This window comes from Pseudomonas sp. HN8-3, assembly GCF_020790195.1.
In the GTDB taxonomy this organism is placed as follows: domain Bacteria; phylum Pseudomonadota; class Gammaproteobacteria; order Pseudomonadales; family Pseudomonadaceae; genus Aquipseudomonas; species Aquipseudomonas synxantha_A.
The window spans coordinates 5699995-5720436 of record NZ_CP086206.1 but is presented as its reverse complement, the minus strand read 5'-3'; the positions used below and the strand labels follow the sequence as shown (position 1 = coordinate 5720436).

Below are 20442 nucleotides of genomic sequence, written 5' to 3'. Positions count from 1 at the left end.
TCTGCCAGGCCGCCATCGGGAGCAAGCCCCCTCCCACAGTTGACCCCATTCCAAATCTGGAACTCGGTCAGTGTGGGAGGGGGCTTGCTCCCGATGAGACCAATTCGGTCTCCCGGAATAAGCCCATAAAAAAACGCCACAGACCCTAAGCCTGTGGCGCTTCTTCAATGCCGCAACCGCTTACACGGTATGCAGGTACCAGTTGTACTCAAGGTCGGAGATGGAGTGTTCAAACTCTTCCAGCTCACTTTCCTTACAGGCAACAAAGATATCGATGTATTTAGGATCGATGTACTTGGCCATCACCTCGCTGTCGTCCAACTCGCGCAGGGCATCGCGCAGGTTGTTCGGCAGGCTTTGCTCGTTCTGCTCGTAGCTGTTGCCTTCCACCGGAGCGCCCGGTTCGATCTTGTTGGTCAGACCGTGGTGTACACCCGCCAGGACCGAAGCCATCAGCAGATAAGGGTTGGCATCGGCACCGGCCACGCGGTGTTCGATACGCACGGCATCGGAAGAGCCGGTGGGTACGCGAATCGCTACGGTGCGGTTGTCCAGGCCCCAGCACGGCGAGTTCGGCACATAGAACTGTGCGCCGAAACGACGGTAGGAGTTGACGTTGGGGCACAGGAACGCCATTTGGGCGGGCAGGGTCTCCAGCACACCGCCGATCGCGTGACGCAATGCGGCGTTCTGCTCGGGATCCTCGCTGGCAAAGATGTTCTTGCCGTCCTTGTCCAGAATGGAGATGTGTACGTGCAACCCGTTGCCTGCCTGCCCTGGGTAAGGCTTGGCCATGAAGGTGGTGTCCATCTCATGGTCGTAGGCGATGTTCTTGATCAGGCGCTTGAGCAGTACTGCGTAGTCGCAGGCCTTGATCGGGTCGGCCACGTGGTGCAGGTTCACTTCGAACTGCGCCGGGGCACTTTCCTTGACGATGGCATCGGCCGGAATGCCTTGCTCCTTGGCACCTTCCAGAATGTCCTGGAGGCAGTCGACGTATTCGTCGAGGTCGTCGATCAGGTAGACCTGTGTCGAGTGCGGGCGTTTGCCGGAGATCGGCGAGCGGGGCGGTTGTGGGCGGCCGTTCACGTTCTCCTGGTCGATCAGGTAGAACTCAAGCTCGAAGGCGGCGCAGATGGTCAGACCGAGGTCGTCAAACTTGCTTACAACTTGGCGGAGCACTTCGCGCGGGTCGGCGAAGAAAGGTTCACCTTCAAGTTCGTGCATGGTCATCAGCAATTGCGCGGTAGGGCGCTTTTGCCAGGGTTCATTGCACAGGGTGTCGGGGATTGGATAACAGATTCGGTCAGCATCACCGATGTCCAGGCCCAGGCCGGTGCTTTCCACCGTCGAGCCATTGATATCCAGGGCAAATAAAGAGGCAGGCAGGTTAATGCCCTTCTCGTAAACCTTGTGGAGGCTGGTGCGTTCGATGCGCTTGCCGCGCACCACACCATTCATATCCGCAATTAGAAGGTCTACGTACAGAACCTCAGGATGATCCTTAAGGAACGCGTTCGCTTCGTTAAGCTGAACGGCACGCGGGGGTACCGACATGATGCAACACCTTTGTTGTTAAAAATATCAATCATTGATCTTTTCTGGTTTCAGTCAACCCGAACGGCTTGCCGAAGTCAAGCGAGGCATTTTTTGCCCTAAAAAAGCGCCATGAAGCCTTTTTTGGGGCTTTTTGGGGCGGTTTTTTGGGTTTAAAGGTCTTTGGACCTGCAGGCTTGAGCGGGCCGTGTTGTATTTTTTACGGGGGTGTTGTGTAAAAAAATGAACAAGGCTAAGCTCGATTCAAACCCATAACAGCAATAATACCGGGGTGCTTCATGTTTCACCTGCCGCCATTCGGCGTCTCTGCGTGCTTGCGCCACACATTGTGCGCAGTCCGTTCGTCCCGCGTGAATGCTCACGCACCGGCCAATATTCTTGACGGCCCGTCCGACCTCCTCTTTGCCAACGCCTGCGCCACCCACCCGCCCATATTCGCCGTGCCGATCATGATTCTGCACAACTTTGGCGTGAGGAATGCAACCCTTGGGCAAATGGCAGGTAAGCTCCTACCCTGAATGAACAAACGACGCGGATGCTGCGTCAACCAACGCCTGGCTTTTAACGGATGCCAGGAAACCCAGCCCAGAGGCATTTATGAGTAACAACCTCGACCAGCTCACCGATTGGTTGAAAGACCACAAGATCACAGAAGTCGAATGCATGATTGGCGACCTCACCGGTATTACCCGGGGCAAGATCTCGCCGACCAACAAGTTCATCGCCGAAAAAGGCATGCGCCTGCCCGAAAGCGTTCTGTTGCAGACCGTGACCGGCGACTATGTTGAAGACGACATCTATTACGAGTTGCTCGACCCGGCCGACATCGACATGATCTGCCGCCCCGACCAGAACGCGGTATTCCTGGTGCCCTGGGCCATCGAGCCCACTGCCCAGGTGATCCACGACACCTACGACAAGCAAGGCAACCCGATCGAGCTGTCGCCGCGCAACGTGCTCAAGAAAGTCCTCAAACTCTACTCCGACCGCGGCTGGCAGCCCATCGTGGCGCCGGAGATGGAGTTCTACCTGACCAAGCGTTGCGAAGACCCGGACTTTCCGCTGCAACCGCCGATTGGCCGTTCCGGGCGCCCGGAGACTGGCCGCCAGTCTTTCTCTATAGAAGCGGCCAACGAATTCGACCCGCTGTTCGAAGACGTCTACGACTGGTGCGAACTGCAGGAGCTGGACCTCGACACCCTGATCCACGAAGACGGCACCGCGCAGATGGAAATCAACTTCCGTCACGGCGATGCCTTGTCCCTGGCCGACCAGATCCTGGTGTTCAAGCGCACCATGCGTGAAGCCGCGCTCAAGCACGACGTGGCTGCCACCTTTATGGCCAAGCCGATGACCGGCGAGCCCGGCAGCGCGATGCACCTGCACCAGAGCATCATCGACATCGCCACCGGCAAGAACGTCTTCTCCAATGAAGACGGGACAATGAGCCAGCTGTTTCTCAACCACATTGGTGGCCTGCAGAAGTTCATCCCTGAATTGCTGCCGCTGTTCGCCCCGAACGTGAACTCGTTCCGCCGCTTCCTGCCCGACACCTCGGCGCCGGTGAACGTGGAGTGGGGCGAAGAGAACCGCACCGTCGGCCTGCGCGTTCCAGATGCCGGCCCACAGAACCGCCGCGTGGAGAACCGCCTGCCGGGCGCCGATGCCAACCCCTACCTGGCGATTGCCGCCAGCCTGCTGTGCGGCTACATCGGCATGGTCGAAGGCCACAACCCGAGCGCGCCAGTAGTCGGCCGTGGTTACGAGCGCCGCAATCTGCGTCTGCCGTTGACCATCGAAGATGCCCTTGAGCGTATGGAAAACAGCAAGACCATCGAGAAATACCTGGGGCAAAAGTTCATCACAGGCTACGTCGCGGTCAAGCGGGCCGAGCATGAAAACTTCAAGCGCGTGATCAGTTCGTGGGAGCGGGAATTCCTGCTCTTCGCCGTCTGATGCGCCGGGCGCGCCCTTCAAACGGCGCGCCCTTCACTGAAAAGTCTAGGAGATTGGTATGTCCAGCAACAACCCGCAAACCCGTGAATGGCAAGCCTTGAGCAATGATCACCACCTGGCGCCGTTCAGCGATTTCAAGCAATTGAAAGAGAAAGGCCCAAGGATCATCACCAAAGCCCACGGCGTTTACCTGTGGGACAGCGAAGGCAACAAGATCCTCGACGGCATGGCCGGCCTGTGGTGCGTGGCGATCGGCTATGGTCGCGACGAACTGGCTGACGCCGCCGCCAAACAGATGAAAGAGCTGCCGTACTACAACCTGTTCTTCCAGACCGCTCACCCGCCGGTGCTTGAACTGGCCAAAGTCATTTCCGAAGTCGCGCCCGCCGGCATGAACCATGTGTTCTTCACCGGCTCCGGCTCCGAAGGCAACGACACCATGTTGCGCATGGTCCGCCACTACTGGGCGATCAAGGGCCAGCCGAACAAGAAAACCATCATTGCCCGCAAGAACGGCTACCACGGTTCCACCGTGGCCGGCGCCAGCCTGGGTGGCATGACTTATATGCATGAGCAGGGCGACCTGCCTATCCCGGGCATCACCCACATCGCTCAACCCTACTGGTTTGGCGAAGGCGGCGACATGAGCCCTGAAGAATTCGGGATCTGGGCCGCCAACCAGCTGGAAGAGAAGATTTTGGAGTTGGGCGTGGACAACGTCGGCGCCTTTATCGCCGAGCCGATCCAGGGAGCCGGTGGCGTGATCGTGCCACCCGCCACCTACTGGCCGCGCATCAAGGAAATTCTCGCCAAGTACGACATCCTGTTTGTCGCCGACGAAGTGATCTGCGGTTTCGGCCGTACCGGTGAGTGGTTCGGTAGCGATTTCTACGACCTCAAGCCACACATGATGACCATCGCCAAGGGCCTGACCTCAGGCTACGTGCCCATGGGCGGCCTGATCGTGCGCGACGAAGTGGTGGCGGTGCTCAACGAAGGGGGCGATTTCAACCACGGTTTTACCTACTCCGGCCACCCGGTCGCAGCGGCCGTGGCCCTGGAAAACATCCGTATCCTGCGCGATGAAAAAATCGTCAGCCGTGTACACGACGAAACGGCACCGTATTTGCAGAAACGTCTGAGGGAACTGGCTGACCACCCGCTGGTGGGCGAAGTGCGCGGCGTGGGTATGCTCGGTGCGATCGAGCTGGTGCAGGACAAGGCCACGCGCAAGCGTCATGAAGGCAAGGGCGCCGGCATGATCTGCCGAACCTTCTGCTTCGAGAATGGCCTCATCATGCGCGCCGTGGGCGACACCATGATCATTTCGCCGCCGCTGGTGATCAGCCAGGCAGAAATCGACGAGCTGGTGACCAAGGCCCGTCATTGCCTGGACCTGACGTTGGCGGCATTGCAGGGCTGAGTAGATAAATGCGGGGGCCGGTTGAAAGCGGGCCCCTGAACTTGCCAGACTGTCGTCCTGTTTTGTTGCCCTTTGGCTGGGCCCGAAACATAAACAATGTGCGGCCCAAAAAAGAAAAATCGGAGCATCACCCAATGAAGGCATTAGGTTTGAAAAACGCTGGCAAGACCCTCCTCGCCTTGTCCCTGATGGGCGCAATGGCGGGCGCGGCCCAGGCAGACAATAAAGTGCTGCACGTGTACAACTGGTCTGACTACATTGCACCGGACACCATCGCCAACTTTGAAAAAGAGTCGGGCATCAAGGTGGTGTACGACGTGTTCGACAGCAACGAGACCCTGGAAGCCAAGTTGCTGGCAGGCAAGTCCGGCTACGACATCGTCGTGCCGTCGAACAACTTCCTGGCCAAGCAGATCAAGGCCGGCGTGTACCAGGAGTTGGACACGTCCAAGCTGCCTAACTACAGCAACCTGAACAAATCCCTGCTCAAGGCCGTGTCGGTCAGCGACCCGGACAACAAGCACGCGTTCCCGTACATGTGGGGTTCGATCGGCATCGGTTACAACCCGGAGAAGGTCAAGGCCGCGCTGGGCGTGGACAAGATCGATTCGTGGGATGTGCTGATGAAGCCGGAAAACATCGCCAAGCTGAAAAGCTGCGGCGTGAGCTTCCTCGACTCGCCAACCGAAATGCTGCCAATCGCGCTGCATTACCTGGGCCTGCCGACCGACAGCCAGAAGAAAGCCGATCTCAAGCAGGCTGAAGACCTGTTCTTGAAGATCCGTCCTTCGATCGGTTACTTCCACTCGTCCAAGTACATTTCCGACCTCGCCAACGGCAACATCTGCGTGGCCGTGGGTTACTCGGGTGACATCCAGCAGGCCAAGTCCCGTGCCGCTGAAGCCGGTGGCAAAGTCAAAGTGGCCTACGACATTCCGAAAGAAGGCGCCGGCAGCTTCTTCGACATGGTCGCTATCCCCAAGGATGCCGAAAACGTCGAGGCCGCCTACACCTTCATGAATTACCTGCTCAAGCCGGAAGTCATGGCGTCGATCACCAACAGCGTGCGTTTCCCGAACGGTAACGAGAAAGCCACCGCACTGGTCGATAAAGACATCACCAGCGACCCGGGCATCTACCCGTCGGCGGACGTGCAGGCCAAGCTCTACGCGATTGCCGACTTGCCGGCCGCGACCCAGCGTGAAATGACCCGTAGCTGGACCAAGATCAAGTCGGGCAAGTAAGCCCTGGCAGCTGTGGGAGGGGGGTAAGCCCCTCTCCCACAAATTAGATCAAAGAAAGTTTTGCCGGATCGGTTTATCGAGGGTAAGTTGCGCGCCGGTTTTGTTGCCGGGCAACAACTTTGGGCCCAACTATTTAAGAGGACCTCCACTTGCCAATTTCTTTATTTCGCAAAGCCTTGCTGGTGGGTGCAGGTATCACGCTGGCTGTCAGCGTGCAGGCCGCATCGACGGTGCATGTTTATAACTGGTCGGACTACATCGGCCCCGACACCCTGGCCAACTTTGAAAAGGCCACCGGCATCAAGCCCGTGTATGACGTGTTTGATTCCAACGAAACCCTGGAAGGCAAGTTGCTCGCCGGGCGTACCGGCTATGACGTGGTCGTGCCGTCCAACCATTTCCTCGGCAAGCAGATCAAGGCCGGGGCGTTCCAGAAGCTCGACAAGTCACTGCTGACAAACTACGCCAACCTCGACCCGGCCCTGCTCAAGCGCCTGGAAAAGAACGACCCGGGCAACCAGTACGCGGTGCCGTACCTGTGGGGCACCAACGGCATTGGCTACAACGTCGATAAGGTCAAGGAAGTGCTGGGCGTCGACCATATCGATTCCTGGGCGGTGTTGTTCGAACCGGAAAACATGAAGAAGCTCGCCACCTGCGGTGTGTCGTTCATGGATTCGGCCGATGAAATGCTGCCGGCAGTGCTCAACTACATGGGCCTGGACCCTAACAGCACCAACCCGGCCGACTACAAGAAGGCCGAAGAGAAGCTGCTCAAAGTGCGGCCCTACGTGACTTACTTCCACTCCTCCAAATACATCTCGGACCTGGCCAACGGCAACATCTGCGTGGCTGCCGGTTTCTCCGGTGATGTGTTCCAGGCCAAGGCCCGCGCGGCCGAGGCGGGCAAGGGCGTGAACATCGCCTACGCAATTCCCAAGGAAGGCGGCAACCTCTGGTTTGACGTACTGGCGATCCCCAAGGATGCGAGCAACGTTAAAGAGGCTCATGCCTTCATCAACTATTTGCTGCAACCTGAGGTGATCGCCCAGGTCAGTGATTACGTCGGTTACGCCAACCCTAACCCCGGGGCGGACAAGCTGATGGAACAATCGATACGCACCGACGCAGCGGTTTACCCACCGCAGGCGGTTCTCGAGCGGACATTCGTCAACTTCGAGCTACCCCCGAAAGTGCAGCGTTTAATGACCCGTAGCTGGACCAAGGTCAAGACGGGCAAGTAAGGCTCAAACTATCCAAGGCTGGCCCGTATTGGGCGAGCTGCACTCTTTTTTTGGGAGTTTCGTAAATGGCAGTTGCCTCCGGCGCCTATAAGAAAGCCCTCGAGGGCGACCAGACACCGAAAAAGGTGCTGGTCAAAATCGACCGGGTCACGAAGAAGTTCGACGAGACGATTGCGGTGGACGATGTGTCCCTGGAAATCAAGAAAGGCGAGATCTTCGCCTTGCTCGGCGGTTCGGGTTCAGGCAAGTCCACCTTGCTGCGTATGCTCGCAGGTTTCGAGCGCCCAACCGAAGGCCGCATCTACCTGGACGGCGTGGACATTACCGACATGCCGCCCTACGAGCGGCCGATCAACATGATGTTCCAGTCCTATGCGCTGTTCCCGCACATGACCGTGGCGCAGAACATCGCGTTCGGCCTGCAGCAGGACAAGATCCCCAAGGCCGAAGTCGACGCCCGCGTGGCCGAGATGCTCAAGCTGGTGCAGATGAGCCAATACGCCAAGCGCAAGCCGCACCAGCTGTCCGGCGGCCAGCGCCAGCGTGTAGCCCTGGCCCGTTCCCTGGCCAAGCGCCCCAAACTCTTGCTGCTCGATGAGCCAATGGGCGCCCTGGACAAGAAGCTGCGCTCGCAGATGCAGCTTGAGCTTGTAGAGATCATCGAGCGCGTCGGCGTGACGTGCGTGATGGTGACCCACGACCAGGAAGAGGCCATGACCATGGCCGAGCGTATTGCGATCATGCACCTGGGCTGGATCGCCCAGATCGGCAGCCCGATCGACATCTACGAAACCCCTACCAGCCGCCTGGTGTGCGAGTTCATCGGCAACGTGAACATCTTCGACACCCAAGTGGTGGACGACGCCGAAGGCCATGCGGTGCTCAAGTGCCCGGACCTGGATCGCGACATCTACGTGGGCTACGGCATCGCTACTTCGGTGGAAGACAAGTCGGTGACCTACGCGATTCGCCCGGAAAAACTGCTGGTCACCACCGAAATGCCAACCTGCGAGCACAACTGGTCCAGCGGCAAGGTGCACGATATCGCCTACCTGGGCGGTCACTCGGTGTTCTATGTGGAGCTGCCGAGTGGCAAGCTGGTGCAGTCCTTCGTCGCCAACGCCGAACGCCGTGGCCAGCGCCCAACCTGGGGTGATCAGGTTTACGTGTGGTGGGAAGACGACAGCGGCGTGGTACTTCGCTCATGAACATGAAGAAATTCAAGCGGCGCTTGGATCGCATAATCCCCAATGGCAAGCAGGTGGTCATCGGGGTTCCATTCCTCTGGCTGTTTCTGTTTTTCGCACTGCCGTTTTTCATCGTATTGAAAATCAGCTTTGCCGAAGCCGACGTGGCGATCCCGCCCTATACCGAGATCTACACCTACGTTGAGCAAAAGCTGCAAGTGGTGCTGAACCTGGCCAACTACAGCCTGTTGGCGGGCGACGAGTTGTACATCGCCGCCTACCTGGGCTCGTTGAAGATGGCGTTCTTCAGCACGCTGCTGTGCCTGCTGATCGGCTACCCGATGGCCTACGCCATCGCCACGGCGCGCAAAGAGATGCAGACCGTGCTGGTGCTGCTGATCATGATGCCGACCTGGACCGCGATCCTGATCCGCGTGTATGCGTGGATGGGCATCCTCAGCAACAACGGTTTGCTCAACGGCTTCCTGATGTCCATGGGGCTGATCAGTGAACCGTTGCAGATCCTCAACACCAACATCGCGGTGTATATCGGCGTGGTCTACTCGTACCTGCCGTTCATGATCCTGCCGCTGTACGCAAATCTGGTCAAACACGACCAGAGCTTGCTCGAAGCTGCCTCCGACCTCGGTTCGAGCACCTTCAACAGCTTCTGGAAAATCACCGTGCCGCTGTCCAAGAACGGCATCATCGCCGGCTGCATGTTGGTGTTTATCCCAGTGGTGGGCGAGTTCGTGATCCCTGAACTGCTCGGCGGCCCGGAAACCCTGATGATCGGTAAAGTGTTGTGGCAGGAATTCTTCAACAACCGTGACTGGCCGGTGGCTTCTGCCTTGGCCGTGGTGATGCTGGCGATCCTGATCGTGCCGATCATTCTGTTCAACCGCAGCCAGGCCAAAGAGCTGGAGGGCAAGATATGAAGCGCTTTCGTTTCTCCAGCTTCATGCTGGTCGCAGGCTTGTTGTTTATCTACCTGCCGATGTTGATCCTGGTGATCTACTCGTTCAACGAATCCAAGCTGGTGACGGTGTGGGGCGGTTGGTCGATCAAGTGGTACGTGGGCCTGCTGGACAACACCCAGTTGATGGGCTCGGTGGCCCGTTCCCTGGAAATCGCCTGCTACACGGCGGTGGCCGCGGTGGCGCTGGGCACGTTGGCGGCCTTTGTGCTCACGCGTATCAGCCAGTTCAAGGGCCGTACGCTGTTCGGCGGCCTGGTGACGGCGCCGTTGGTCATGCCTGAAGTGATCACCGGCCTGTCGCTGTTGCTGCTGTTCGTGGCCATGGCGCAGATGATCGGCTGGCCCCAGGAACGTGGCATCGTCACCATCTGGATCGCCCACACGACGTTCTGTGCGGCGTATGTGGCGGTGGTGGTGTCGGCGCGCTTGCGTGAGCTGGATTTGTCGATCGAAGAAGCCGCGATGGATTTGGGCGCGCGGCCGTGGAAGGTGTTTTTCCTGATCACCATCCCGATGATCGCGCCGTCGCTGGCGGCGGGCGGCATGATGTCGTTTGCGCTGTCCCTGGATGACCTGGTACTGGCCAGCTTTGTATCGGGCCCGGGTTCCACCACCTTGCCGATGGAAGTGTTCTCGGCGGTGCGCCTTGGGGTTAAACCCGAGATCAACGCGGTGGCGAGCCTGATCCTGTTGGCGGTGTCGTTGGTGACCTTCCTGGTGTGGTTCTTCAGCCGTCGGGCCGAAGAGCATCGCAAGAAGGCCATCCAGCAAGCCATCGAAGAAGCCGCGGCTGACGGCTGGCAACAGCCGGACAAGCGCCGCGCTCCAGCCCCGATCTAAAGCTGGGTGAGGTCCAAATGTGGGAGGGGGCTTGCTCCCGATAGCGGTGTATCAGTATCAGATTTGCTGACTGACACACCGCCATCGGGGGCAAGCCCCCTCCCACATTTGATCGCATTTCAACTCAGCTACGCCAACCACGGCGACGTGCGAATCACCTCGACAAAATTCATCGGCCTGAACCCCGGCTCCTGATCCACCAGCACATCCGTCTTCACGTTGCCAAACGTGGTCTGCGGGCGATGGCGCAAGCCGTCGGCGAAGGCGCAGATGATGCACTCCTTGAACCCTTCACCGCGTGGATGCGCATGCACCACCGCTTCGCGCTGCACCGTGGAAAATGCGGCGTAGTCCATGCCCAGCACGTCCATCTCCACCCCGGCGGTCACCAGCGCCACGGTGGGGCGCAGGTGTTGCGGCACACCCGGTGTGGTGTGCAGGGCGATGGACAACCACACTTGTTCGATATCGTCATCGCTCAGCCCGTAAGGCTTGAGGAACGCGGCGGCGGCATTGGCACCGTCCACTTCGAAACGCTGGTCGTCACTGCGATGACCTTCCACCAGGCCCAGGTCGTGGAACATTGCGCCGACATACAGCAGCTCCGGGTTGTAGGCCAGTTGCTTGCGCTCTCCGCTCAAGGCGCCGAACAGAAATACCCGGCGCGAGTGGTGGTACAGCAGGTCGGATTCGATGTCGCGGATGTATTCAGTGGTGGCTTTGGCCAAGGCGCTGTCGGGGATTTTGATGCCGGCGATGGTGGTGTTCATGGTGGTGCTCCTCTGGAAAGCATCCAGTCTGTTCGCGCTTGGGCGACGCAGCTATCGAGACGAGGGCGCGTTTTCGGCCAATGTGCTGCCACATCGCGCCAAGGCTGCGCGCGATCTAATGTGGGAGTTGGCTTGCCTGCGATAGCATCACCTCGGTATACCTGATGAGCCCAGGTGTCTGCATCGCAGGCAAGCCAGCTCCCACAGGGTTTTGCGTCAGCCCAGAGATAAAGGTCTCCCATGCACAAAACCGTCGCGATCCTGATCTTCCCCGGCGTCCAGTCACTGGACGTGACCGGGCCCATGGATGTGTTCTGCGAGGCCAACCGCTTCCTGGCGCCCGACGATCACTACCGCCTGGAGGTGATCGGTTTCGGCCACGGCACTCTGGCTGCCTCCAATGGCCTGTCATTGCAGGCGCACAAGCACTACAGCGAAGCCCGGCAGCCCTACGACCTGTTGCTGGTAGCGGGCGGCCCGCAACTGCCTTTCGAAGATTTCGGCCCTCAGTTTGATGAGTGGCTGCGCGGTGCCGCTGCCAGGGCACAGCGCTTCGGCTCGATCTGCAACGGCGCCTTCATGCTGGCCCGCGCCGGTCTGCTGGACGGTAAAACTGTCACTACCCACTGGAATGACGCCGCCAGCCTGGCGCGCCTGTGCCCTTCTGCCCAGGTCGAGGCCGACCGTCTCTATGTGCAGGACGGTAACCTCTACACCTCGGCCGGGGTCACGGCGGGTATCGATCTTTCGCTGTACCTGCTGGCCCAGGATCACGGCCCGGAAGTGGCGCTGAGCGTGGCCAAGCGCCTGGTGGTGTTCACCCAACGCTCGGGCGGGCAATCGCAGTTCAGCCCGTTTCTCACTCCCCATGCCGAGGCCACTTCGGCGGTGGCGCTGGTGCAGTTGTACGTGCTGGCCAACCTGACCGGGGATTTGACCATTGCCGATTTGGCCAGGGCGGCCAATATGAGTGCGCGCAATTTCTCCCGGGTGTTCGCCCGTGAAGCGCGGATCACGCCGGCGGAATTTGTCGAGAGAGCGCGGGTGGATGCGGCGCGGGTGATGCTCGAAAGCAGCCCGGCGCCACTCAAGACGGTGGCCTATCAATGCGGATTTCGCGACGCCCAGCACATGCGCAGCGTGTTCAATCGCCGCCTGGGCGTCACGCCGCAACAGTTCAGGCTTAACTTTGCGGCGCCGGTGTAGCGATAAACAGCTATCTGGCAGGCAACAGTTTCAGGGTGCCTCGGGTATTGGCCGTCACTTCCTCATCACTGAAATGCGCCTGCTCATACCCGCCTTCGATATAGCTTTGCGCCTGATCACCATAGTGAGCATCAAACGGTACGCCGCTTTGCCCCACTGGGTTGATGGTCAGTGCGTGGGCAGGGTCGGCGAAGTCGATCAGGCGCCGTGTCGAAGGCCCATAGGTCACCGGCCATGGCGCCGGGCCGATCGCGGCGGTCTGGTTGTTCGGCACTTCGTGGCTGCCCGGTGCGGCGAACGGGCCGACGTTGAAGAGCTTATCCAGCGGTTTCTGCATGCCCAGCGGATGACCATGGGTCAAGGTGTGCGCCTTGCCCCACTGCCACTGCGCCGGGTCGTCGCCGAAGGTCGTCTTGAGGTGGGCCAGGCTGTTGTCCCAGGCGAGCTTGACGATATCCGCGCGCTTGCCCTCCCACCAGGGTGAGTCCGCCGAGGCTGCCAGGCGTGGCAACGCCGCGTCGATCACACGGGTGGTGATCAGGGTCTTGAACAGTGCATCGCCCAGCTTCGGGTGGAAGGTCGCGTCGGCAAGGTTGAACAGGAACTGGTTGAACAGCGTGGCGCTGGTGGAGTCCAGCGGGTAGTCGCCTTTCCAGCTTGCGAGCTGTTCCACCAGCTTGAGCTGAGCCGGGTCCTTGATCCCTTCGCGCAGCACCGGCAGCAGCGGTGCGAGCAGGCGTGGGCCGTAGGCGGTGGTGGTGCCCAGTTGCAAAGCCTGGCTGTTGCTTACATCCCACTTCACGCTGTTGTCGCTCAACTGCGCGTTCAACTGCTGGCCACGGTCCGCGAGGTTGTAGTAGCCCGGGATCTCCATGCCGGTGGGCGATACCGGTTGGGCGTTGGCGGAGACCACATAGCCACGTGCCGGGTTCTCTTCCTGGGGGTTGGCGCTGAACGGGTAGAAGCCCAACTTGTCGGCCTGGGCGGTGCTGCCATCGAGGATGAACGCCGGGTTGACGCCGGCCGGGCGGATCGGCAACTGCGCTGCCGCCCACCAGCCGATATCGCCCTTGGCATTGGCCCATATGATGTTCAGGCCCGGTGCCGACACCTTGGCGGCCGCGGCACGTGCCTTGGCCAGGGTATCGGCGCGGTTGAGTTGGTAGAAGCCGTCGAGGATCGGGTTTTCGGTGTCCAGGAACGCCCACCACATGGCAATTGGCGTGCTGCCCGCGTTCTCGCCGAGCACGTCATTGATGATCGGGCCGTGGGGCGAACGGCGCAGCGTGAGGGTCACCGGCGCCTGTCCCTTGACCTGGATCTGTTGCTCGCTGCTGGTCATGTCGACCCATTGGCCGTGATACCAGACCTGGTTGGGGTTGTCCGGGTTGACCTTCTCGGCGACCAGATCAAGGTCGTCGTTCTGGAACATGGTCAGGCTCCAGCCGAAGTCCAGGTTGTGCCCCAGGAACGCCACCGGCACCAGCGCGTTGTGATAGCCGTACAGCTCAAAGCCTGGCGCCTGCAACTGCGCCTCGTACCACACCGATGGCACCGAGAAGCGAATATGCGGGTCACCCGCCAGCAACGGCTTGCCGCTTTTGGTATGGCTGCCGCTGACGGCCCAGGCGTTGCTGCCCTCGAACTGCGGCAGGCCGTTGTCGGCCAGGGCCTGCTCACTCAGGGCGGCGATGGCGCCGAGGGTTTGCCAGTCACTGGCCGCCAGGTTGAGCGCACCCTTGGGTTGCCAGTCGAGATCGAACACTTTCAGGTAGTCGCTGCCCAGATGGTCGCGCACGTAAGTCAGCACCGGCTCGGTACGAAAGGCGGCGGCAAAGCTGTAAGCCATGTACCCGGCGACGCTGATGCTGTCCTCGACGGTAAAGCGGCGCTTGGGGATGCCCAGCACGTCGAACTCCATGGGGCTGGCGTGGCTGTCCTGATATTGGTTGATCCCGTCCAGATAGGCTTGCAGGGCTTTGGACGACGCTGAGTCGGGGTCCATGTGCTCTGCGTAGCTCAAGGCGCGCTCACGAATGCGCAGGCTGCGAAACAGCTTGTCGGTCTCAAGCAGTTTGGGCCCCAGCACTTCGGCCAGTTCGCCACGGGCCAGGCGCCGCATGACCTCCATCTGGAACAGCCGGTCCTGGGCATGCACATAGCCCAGGGCGCGGTACAGGTCAGCCTCGTTCTCGGCACGGATATGCGGTACGCCACGGTCGTCGTAGCGCACCGTGACCGAGCTTTGCAGGTGGGCCAGCGGCACTGTGCCCTGACGCGTGGGCTGCTTGCTGTAGACATACCAACCGGCGCCGAGGGCGACCAGCGCAATCAGCACCGCGAAAATCTGCAAGACGCGCTTCATGAACATTCCTTACCAGAGTGGACGGGCTACAGATCCTCAGGCCACGAACAATAGCAGCCTACCGCGAGGGTGTGAGTGGCATTCACTTCGCGTCCGGTTCCAAGGGCCTTGAGAATGGGTTCGATAAAACTGTTGCTGGCATTGCACGTCAGCCCTTCGCTGTAGGGGCCGAAATAGGCCAGTTTGCCTGTGCGGTCCCAGATGCCCACGGCCGGGCTGGCGGGTATGCGATCGGCGCCGGGCAGGGCGTCGAGGATTTTCATGTGGCGCAGGTTGTCGGGCAGGGTGCCGTGGCTACCGGCTTTTTGCAGGGCGTAAAACTCGACCCCTTGGGGCTCGTACTGCTCGATCAGCTCACCCAGGTGTTGCTGGTTGCCGACATTGCACGGGCAGGCCGGGTCCCAGAAGTGCACCAGGCGAATCGGGCCAGGGCCGCTGAGGGCGGCGGGCAGTTGCAGCGCATCGCCGGAGAATACCGCCGTGTGCTCGCTGAAGGCGCGCAGGTAGCGGCCCTGGAACCAGTCATACGCGGCCCACAGCACGCCGGCGCAGATAACCAGGATCAGGCTGGCGAACAGGGCGTTGCGGTAAGGCGGTCGCATTCAAAGGTATCCTCGCAGGTCGCGTAGCTTGCCATGCTTGTCCTGACAGATGAATATCGCAGCTCGATATTCATCTTCACCGCCAGTCTGGAAGCCTTTATGCCCGTCACCTTTGACCCTGATCATCTGCGCGAAAGCTTGCGGCCCCTGGTGGACGCGCAACCGCTTAGCGCCGAGGCAAGGGTCTATCAACGTTTCTATGGGCTTGACCTGGCCGCTCGCAAGGTGCCGGCGGTGAGCCGGTTAGGGCGCCTGGAAGTGGACGGGTTTGAAGTGGTGGCCCAGGTATGGTGGCCGCCTGCGCCGGTGGCAACGATGTTCATGTTCCACGGTTTCTACGACCACATGGGGTTGTACCGCCATGTGGTGGATTGGGCGCTGGACCAGGGCTTTGTGGTGATCGCCTGCGACTTGCCGGGCCACGGCTTGTCCAGCGGCCCGCGCGCCAGCATCGATGAGTTTGCGGTGTACCAGAGCGTGGTGCAGGCGTTGTTCGCTGGGGCCAAGGCGCTGCAATTGCCGCAACCCTGGCACCTGTTCGGGCAAAGCACCGGCGGCGCCATTGTGGTGGATCACTTGCTCAACCACGGCGCCGACAGCCCGGCCCAGGGCAAGACCTTCCTGCTCTCACCGCTGGTGCGGCCGCGTGCCTGGGGATGGTCGCAGGTCAGCTATTACCTGCTGCGCCCGTTCGTCAAAGGCATCGCCCGACGCTTCAGCGATAACTCCAACGACCCTGCGTTCAAACCGTTCCTTGAAGCCGACCCACTGCAGCCGCGCCAATTGCCCACCGCTTGGGTAGGGGCGCTGGCGCGCTGGATCAAACGCATCGAAGCCGCACCCCGCAGCCCACGGCGGCCGGTGATCGTGCAGGGTGAGGAAGATATGACGGTGGATTGGCAACACAATTTGCAGGTGCTACGCGGTAAGTTCGACCGGCCCGAGGTGTTGATGCTGCCGCGGGGCAGGCATCACCTGGCCAATGAGATTCCAGAGATTCGTAATGAGTACTTCAAGTACCTCACCGATCACCTGAACTAACGCATTTTAAATGTGGGAGGGGGCTTGCCCCCTCCCACAATTACTGCGTCAGGCTTGAGGTGCTTTGGCCGACAGCCAGCCCTGCGCGAATGGCTGCCAGGGCCGCCTGGTAATACGCCTTACCTTCCGGCGATTCGGCAAACGTAGCGAACTCTTCCAGCTCCGGGTCGGACAAATCCCGGTAGACGTACAACAGCGTGTTGTTCAGGTCCTTGTCGATTTGTTGCATCAACCGTTCGCGCTGCCCATTCAACATACCCTGGGCCTGACCGCCGCCAAGCAAACCGGGGATCATCTGGCTCAAGCTGTCGGCCGCTACACCGGCAATCGCCAGGCTGACTTCTGCACCGGCCTCGCGCGCGGGCAGGGCTTGGGCCAGATGGCCGATGATCAGGCTGCGGGTGGCGTCGGCCTGGATTTTCGGCAAGCCCTGGGCGTTTTTCGCCAACTGGTCGCGGCGCGTGGCCAGCAATTCTGCGGCGACGATCTTGCGGCCCAGGGGCGATTGGAAGAACGCCAGGGCCGGTTTCGGGTTGGCCAGGTGCTTGCGCAGTTGCGCCTCGGCACGCTGATCCATGGCTTGGGCGCCAAAGCGCTTATTACTATTGTCCACCAGCGCCTGATACACCGCCGGCGGCAGGCTATTGCGGTAGCGCTGCTGGGCGGCACTGAGGGCGTCATTGAAATGCGCACGTTGTTCGGCCCAGCCGGCAACCTTGTACAACTGGTCATGGCCGTCTGCCCAGGCGGGCAAAACGCAGAACATCAACACGGTAAAAAACAAACGACGCATATGGACTCCTGTCAGTCGGCCACTATTGTCCGTGTCGGGCGTAGGATTTGTCGAGAAGTCCTATCAGACAGCTGATTTAAAGTGCATTCGGGCGCTCGACGGCGCTGTCGGATTCTCAGGCGTATGGATACTATGCGCGCCATGCAAATATCCCTCGATGACCCGCTGCTGCAACGTATCGTTGACGACTTGGCCGAAAAAGGCTGGTCGCAGCAGAATGGCTTCCTGCCCCAGGCTCTGACCCTGGAACTGGCGGCTGAGTGCCATAAACGTGCGGCCGAAGGTGAGCTGGCACCGGCGGCAGTCGGGCGCGGGCCGGCCCAGGAGATTCGCGAGGGTATTCGCGGTGATCATATTCAGTGGCTGGAAGAGGGCGACGCGGCGGTTTGCGACACCTATATGGCCGTCATGGACAGCCTGCGCCTGGCAATGAACCGCAGCCTGTTCCTTGGGCTGGAAGATTTCGAAAGCCACTTCGCGATGTACCCACCCGGTGCGTTTTACCTCAAGCATGTGGACCGCTTTCGTGACGACGACCGGCGCATGGTCTCGGCGGTGATCTACTTGAACGACGCCTGGCTGCCCGAGCATGGCGGCCAGTTGCGCATGTACCTCAAGGGCGGCGTCGAATATGACGTGGTGCCCACCGGCGGCTGCCTGGTGGTGTTTTTGTCGGGCGAGGTGCCCCACGAGGTACTGCCGGCCACGCGCGAACGCCTGTCCCTGACCGGCTGGTTTCGCCGGCGGGGCAACGAGCCGTTTTAGGCAGGCAAAGGATTCTAAAGTCTTGCCTTGGACAAAATGTGGGAGCAAGCCCCCTCCCACATTTGATCTACTGTGCCTTGGCTGCCGGTGTGTCGCTGTCGAACCACTTCTGCGCCATCGCCTTCAATCTGCCATCCGCCTTCACCCGCTCTAGGGCCATGTCCAGGCTGCTCTTGAGCGCTGGGTTACCTTTCTGGAATGGGATCACAAGGTCCGGCTTCTCGCGATAAGCCGTGCTGTAATCGAACCGATCCTTGAGTTCGGCAGTCATAGCGATATGGTTTATTGCCACGTCGTACTTGCCAGTTTCCACACCTGGCAACAGGTCACTGTCGTCGGTGGTGATAAAAGAAGGGCGTACGTCCATTTCTTTCGCCAGTTGCTCACCCAGTTCCACTTCAAAGCCGGTGAGCTTGTCGCCTTCCTTGAAATTGAACGGCGGGGTGTTGGCTTCCAGGGCTATACGCAGTTCGCCGCGATCATTGACGTCATCGATCAGCTCGGCATGGGCCAATGGGCTCAGAAGGGCAAGCAACAGTAACAGGCCAGGCGAAAAGCGCATGGTCACTCCTAGAGAATTCGAATGGACGAGGCGCTGTTCAGCATCGTTTTGCTATGGTGTCGGGTGCCTTGGACCGCAATTTATCGCGAAGTTGTCATAACCCTACAGATTTCACTGAAAAACTGGAGAAGCGAATGAAAGCCCTTTTGTCCCGTGCAACCCTGGCGTCCCTGCTGCTGGGTGCTTCGATGTTGGCCAGCGCTGCCGACCAGCCGCGCACACCGGCTCCTGCTGGTGCTGAAGTGTTCATTGTCTCGCCCAAAGACGGCGCTACTGTCGACAAAACCTTCACCGTCAAATTTGGCATCAAGGGCCTGGACCTGGAGCCGATCGACAAACAGGTACCGGGCGCCGGCCATCATCACCTGCTGGTAGATCAGGAAGTGGGGGCGCTCAACGCAAACGAAGCGATCCCGGCCACGCCTACCTCGATTCACTTCGGCAAGGCGCAAACCGAGACCGAGCTGACCCTCACGCCAGGCAAGCACACCTTGCAACTGGTGGCTGGCGACAACGTGCATCGCCAGTTCGAGCCTACGGTAGCCTCGAAAGTCATCACGGTTAACGTCAAGTAAGATTTGTTCAGATGCAAAAAAGGGAGCCCCGAGGGGCTCCCTTTTTCGTGGTGCGGTTGAAACCTTAGAACAACACGCGGCTACGGATAGTGCCGTTGATGTGCTGCAGCTTCTCTTGCGCCAGGTCCGAGTACTCGGCGTCGACGTCGATGACCACGTAGCCGACCTTCTCGTTGGTCTGCAGGAACTGACCGGAGATGTTGATGCCGTTTTCCGCGAAGACCTTGTTGATCTCCATCATCACGCCCGGGATGTTCTGGTGGATGTGCAGCAGGCGGTGCTTGCCCGGGTGAGCCGGCAGGGCCACTTCCGGGAAGTTGACCGACGATACCGAGGTACCGTTGTCGCTGTACTTGACCAGTTTTTCCGAGACTTCCAGGCCGATATTGGCTTGGGCTTCAGCAGTGGAGCCGCCGATGTGCGGGGTCAGGATCACGTTGTCCAGGCCACGCAGCGGGCTTTCGAAGATGTCGTCGTTGGAGCGTGGCTCCACCGGGAACACGTCGATGGCGGCGCCGATCAGGTGCTTGTCCTTGATCGCGTCGGCCAGGGCATCGAGCTTGACCACAGTGCCGCGAGCGGCGTTGATCAGGATCCCGCCTTTCTTGATCGCGCGGATTTCCTTCTCGCCGATCATCCACTGGGTCTCGGCGGTTTCCGGAACGTGCAGCGTGACGATATCGGACATGCCCAGCAGCTCGGTCAGGCTGGCGACTTGAGTCGCGTTGCCCAATGGCAGCTTGGTCAGGGTGTCATAGAAGAACACCTGCATACCCAGGCCTTCGGCCAGCACCGACAGTTGAGTGCCGATCGAGCCGTAACCGACGATACCCAGCTTCTTGCCGCGGATCTCGAAGGAGTTGGCCGCGCTTTTGATCCAGCCGCCACGGTGGCAGGAGGCGTTCTTCTCTGGGATACCGCGCAGCAGCAGGATGGCCTCGGCCAATACCAGCTCCGCTACGGAACGGGTGTTGGAGTACGGGGCGTTGAACACCGCGATACCGCGTTCGCGCGCTGCGTTGAGGTCAACCTGGTTGGTGCCGATGCAGAAACAACCGACCGCCACGAGTTTCTTGGCGTGGTCGAAGATCTCTTCGGTCAGCTGAGTGCGGGAGCGAATGCCGATAAAGTGCGCGTCGGCGATCTTTTCCTTGAGCTGGGCTTCCGGCAGAGAACTGGTGATGTACTCAATGCTGGTGTACCCGGCGGCTTTCAGAACGTCGACAGCCGATGGGTGGACGCCTTCCAGAAGAAGGAACTTGATCTTGCTCTTATCGAGAGAAGTCTTGCTCATCTGCGTAAACCTGTATCCCGGAGAAAATTGGCAGGGAGT

General features: G+C 60.1%; 18 protein-coding genes. 11 read left to right on the top strand and 7 right to left on the bottom strand.

Features of this window, described 5'->3' with window-relative positions; genetic code table 11:
- Positions 1–180: 180 nt before the first annotated feature.
- On the bottom strand, positions 181–1557 hold the full coding sequence (locus LJX92_RS25595; RefSeq protein ID WP_003213894.1) for a glutamine synthetase family protein: 1377 nt from the start codon (positions 1555–1557) through the stop codon (positions 181–183).
- A 597-nt stretch (positions 1558–2154) separates the two neighbouring features.
- On the opposite strand from LJX92_RS25595, the gene LJX92_RS25590 reads away from it, so the two are divergent.
- From LJX92_RS25590 to LJX92_RS25560, 7 genes are all read left to right on the top strand, one after another.
- Entirely contained in the window at positions 2155–3513 is a 1359-nt protein-coding gene (locus tag LJX92_RS25590) for a glutamine synthetase family protein (protein WP_003195249.1), read from the top strand.
- 58 nt (positions 3514–3571) lie between these two features.
- Positions 3572–4936: an aspartate aminotransferase family protein gene (locus tag LJX92_RS25585; RefSeq protein ID WP_103734202.1), complete on the top strand. Its 1365-nt coding sequence runs from the start codon at positions 3572–3574 to the stop codon at positions 4934–4936.
- A 149-nt stretch (positions 4937–5085) separates the two neighbouring features.
- Positions 5086–6180 carry a polyamine ABC transporter substrate-binding protein gene (locus LJX92_RS25580; RefSeq protein ID WP_032803992.1) on the top strand — a complete coding sequence of 365 codons (1095 nt, stop codon included), beginning with the start codon at positions 5086–5088 and terminating at the stop codon, positions 6178–6180.
- 149 nt (positions 6181–6329) lie between these two features.
- Complete coding sequence (locus LJX92_RS25575) at positions 6330–7424, top strand: polyamine ABC transporter substrate-binding protein (RefSeq protein ID WP_005792355.1); 1095 nt, start codon at positions 6330–6332, stop codon at positions 7422–7424.
- Positions 7425–7489: 65 nt separating this feature from the next.
- Positions 7490–8632, top strand: a complete 1143-nt coding sequence (locus LJX92_RS25570; protein WP_003195240.1) for an ABC transporter ATP-binding protein — start codon at positions 7490–7492, stop codon at positions 8630–8632.
- Positions 8629–9549 carry an ABC transporter permease subunit gene (locus tag LJX92_RS25565; RefSeq protein WP_223017751.1) on the top strand — a complete coding sequence of 307 codons (921 nt, stop codon included), beginning with the start codon at positions 8629–8631 and terminating at the stop codon, positions 9547–9549. Before LJX92_RS25570 ends, LJX92_RS25565 begins: the two co-directional genes overlap by 4 nt.
- On the top strand, positions 9546–10430 hold the full coding sequence (locus LJX92_RS25560) for an ABC transporter permease subunit (RefSeq protein WP_078822585.1): 885 nt from the start codon (positions 9546–9548) through the stop codon (positions 10428–10430). Before LJX92_RS25565 ends, LJX92_RS25560 begins: the two co-directional genes overlap by 4 nt.
- Positions 10431–10558: 128 nt before the next feature.
- Here the strand turns inward: LJX92_RS25560 and LJX92_RS25555 are convergent, their stop codons facing one another.
- Entirely contained in the window at positions 10559–11200 is a 642-nt protein-coding gene (locus LJX92_RS25555) for an HD domain-containing protein (protein ID WP_032878860.1), read from the bottom strand.
- A 240-nt stretch (positions 11201–11440) separates the two neighbouring features.
- Here LJX92_RS25555 and LJX92_RS25550 point away from each other — a divergent pair, with 240 nt between their 5' ends.
- Positions 11441–12406 carry a GlxA family transcriptional regulator gene (locus LJX92_RS25550; protein ID WP_103734203.1) on the top strand — a complete coding sequence of 322 codons (966 nt, stop codon included), beginning with the start codon at positions 11441–11443 and terminating at the stop codon, positions 12404–12406.
- A 10-nt stretch (positions 12407–12416) separates the two neighbouring features.
- On the opposite strand, the gene LJX92_RS25545 is transcribed toward LJX92_RS25550, so the two are convergent.
- The gene (locus LJX92_RS25545) at positions 12417–14771 is read right to left on the bottom strand and encodes a penicillin acylase family protein (protein ID WP_223017750.1); all 2355 of its coding nucleotides are present in this window, start codon (positions 14769–14771) and stop codon (positions 12417–12419) included.
- A gap of 26 nt (positions 14772–14797) precedes the next feature.
- Positions 14798–15373 (bottom strand): DUF6436 domain-containing protein, encoded by a 576-nt coding sequence (locus tag LJX92_RS25540; RefSeq protein WP_223017749.1) that lies wholly within the window; start codon positions 15371–15373, stop codon positions 14798–14800.
- Between the two features lie 99 nt (positions 15374–15472).
- Between LJX92_RS25540 and LJX92_RS25535 the strand changes: the two genes are divergently transcribed.
- Positions 15473–16414 carry an alpha/beta hydrolase gene (locus tag LJX92_RS25535; protein ID WP_228309932.1) on the top strand — a complete coding sequence of 314 codons (942 nt, stop codon included), beginning with the start codon at positions 15473–15475 and terminating at the stop codon, positions 16412–16414.
- Between the two features lie 40 nt (positions 16415–16454).
- On the opposite strand, the gene LJX92_RS25530 is transcribed toward LJX92_RS25535, so the two are convergent.
- A complete protein-coding gene (locus LJX92_RS25530) occupies positions 16455–17207 on the bottom strand; it encodes a DUF2059 domain-containing protein (protein ID WP_148853829.1) in 753 nt (250 codons plus the stop codon).
- A 132-nt stretch (positions 17208–17339) separates the two neighbouring features.
- On the opposite strand from LJX92_RS25530, the gene LJX92_RS25525 reads away from it, so the two are divergent.
- Complete coding sequence (locus tag LJX92_RS25525; RefSeq protein WP_005792345.1) at positions 17340–17972, top strand: 2OG-Fe(II) oxygenase; 633 nt, start codon at positions 17340–17342, stop codon at positions 17970–17972.
- A gap of 67 nt (positions 17973–18039) precedes the next feature.
- Here the strand turns inward: LJX92_RS25525 and LJX92_RS25520 are convergent, their stop codons facing one another.
- Positions 18040–18534: a transporter substrate-binding domain-containing protein gene (locus LJX92_RS25520; protein WP_228309096.1), complete on the bottom strand. Its 495-nt coding sequence runs from the start codon at positions 18532–18534 to the stop codon at positions 18040–18042.
- Positions 18535–18668: 134 nt separating this feature from the next.
- Between LJX92_RS25520 and LJX92_RS25515 the strand changes: the two genes are divergently transcribed.
- The gene (locus tag LJX92_RS25515; RefSeq protein WP_103734207.1) at positions 18669–19109 is read left to right on the top strand and encodes a DUF4399 domain-containing protein; all 441 of its coding nucleotides are present in this window, start codon (positions 18669–18671) and stop codon (positions 19107–19109) included.
- A 64-nt stretch (positions 19110–19173) separates the two neighbouring features.
- On the opposite strand, the gene serA is transcribed toward LJX92_RS25515, so the two are convergent.
- Complete coding sequence (gene serA / locus LJX92_RS25510) at positions 19174–20403, bottom strand: phosphoglycerate dehydrogenase (RefSeq protein ID WP_005792342.1); 1230 nt, start codon at positions 20401–20403, stop codon at positions 19174–19176.
- Positions 20404–20442: the final 39 nt, after the last annotated feature.

What these genes read in the sequence shown, in the direction of transcription:
- LJX92_RS25595 (WP_003213894.1), bottom strand. Translation starts at nt 1,557, where the DNA reads ATGTCGGTACCCCCGCGTGCCGTTCAGCTTAACGAAGCGAACGCGTTC.
- LJX92_RS25590 (WP_003195249.1), top strand. Translation starts at nt 2,155, where the DNA reads ATGAGTAACAACCTCGACCAGCTCACCGATTGGTTGAAAGACCACAAG.
- LJX92_RS25585 (WP_103734202.1), top strand. Translation starts at nt 3,572, where the DNA reads ATGTCCAGCAACAACCCGCAAACCCGTGAATGGCAAGCCTTGAGCAAT.
- LJX92_RS25570 (WP_003195240.1), top strand. Translation starts at nt 7,490, where the DNA reads ATGGCAGTTGCCTCCGGCGCCTATAAGAAAGCCCTCGAGGGCGACCAG.
- LJX92_RS25565 (WP_223017751.1), top strand. Translation starts at nt 8,629, where the DNA reads ATGAACATGAAGAAATTCAAGCGGCGCTTGGATCGCATAATCCCCAAT.
- LJX92_RS25560 (WP_078822585.1), top strand. Translation starts at nt 9,546, where the DNA reads ATGAAGCGCTTTCGTTTCTCCAGCTTCATGCTGGTCGCAGGCTTGTTG.
- LJX92_RS25555 (WP_032878860.1), bottom strand. Translation starts at nt 11,200, where the DNA reads ATGAACACCACCATCGCCGGCATCAAAATCCCCGACAGCGCCTTGGCC.
- LJX92_RS25550 (WP_103734203.1), top strand. Translation starts at nt 11,441, where the DNA reads ATGCACAAAACCGTCGCGATCCTGATCTTCCCCGGCGTCCAGTCACTG.
- LJX92_RS25545 (WP_223017750.1), bottom strand. Translation starts at nt 14,771, where the DNA reads ATGAAGCGCGTCTTGCAGATTTTCGCGGTGCTGATTGCGCTGGTCGCC.
- LJX92_RS25540 (WP_223017749.1), bottom strand. Translation starts at nt 15,373, where the DNA reads ATGCGACCGCCTTACCGCAACGCCCTGTTCGCCAGCCTGATCCTGGTT.
- LJX92_RS25535 (WP_228309932.1), top strand. Translation starts at nt 15,473, where the DNA reads ATGCCCGTCACCTTTGACCCTGATCATCTGCGCGAAAGCTTGCGGCCC.
- LJX92_RS25530 (WP_148853829.1), bottom strand. Translation starts at nt 17,207, where the DNA reads ATGCGTCGTTTGTTTTTTACCGTGTTGATGTTCTGCGTTTTGCCCGCC.
- LJX92_RS25525 (WP_005792345.1), top strand. Translation starts at nt 17,340, where the DNA reads ATGCGCGCCATGCAAATATCCCTCGATGACCCGCTGCTGCAACGTATC.
- LJX92_RS25520 (WP_228309096.1), bottom strand. Translation starts at nt 18,534, where the DNA reads ATGCGCTTTTCGCCTGGCCTGTTACTGTTGCTTGCCCTTCTGAGCCCA.
- LJX92_RS25515 (WP_103734207.1), top strand. Translation starts at nt 18,669, where the DNA reads ATGAAAGCCCTTTTGTCCCGTGCAACCCTGGCGTCCCTGCTGCTGGGT.
- serA (WP_005792342.1), bottom strand. Translation starts at nt 20,403, where the DNA reads ATGAGCAAGACTTCTCTCGATAAGAGCAAGATCAAGTTCCTTCTTCTG.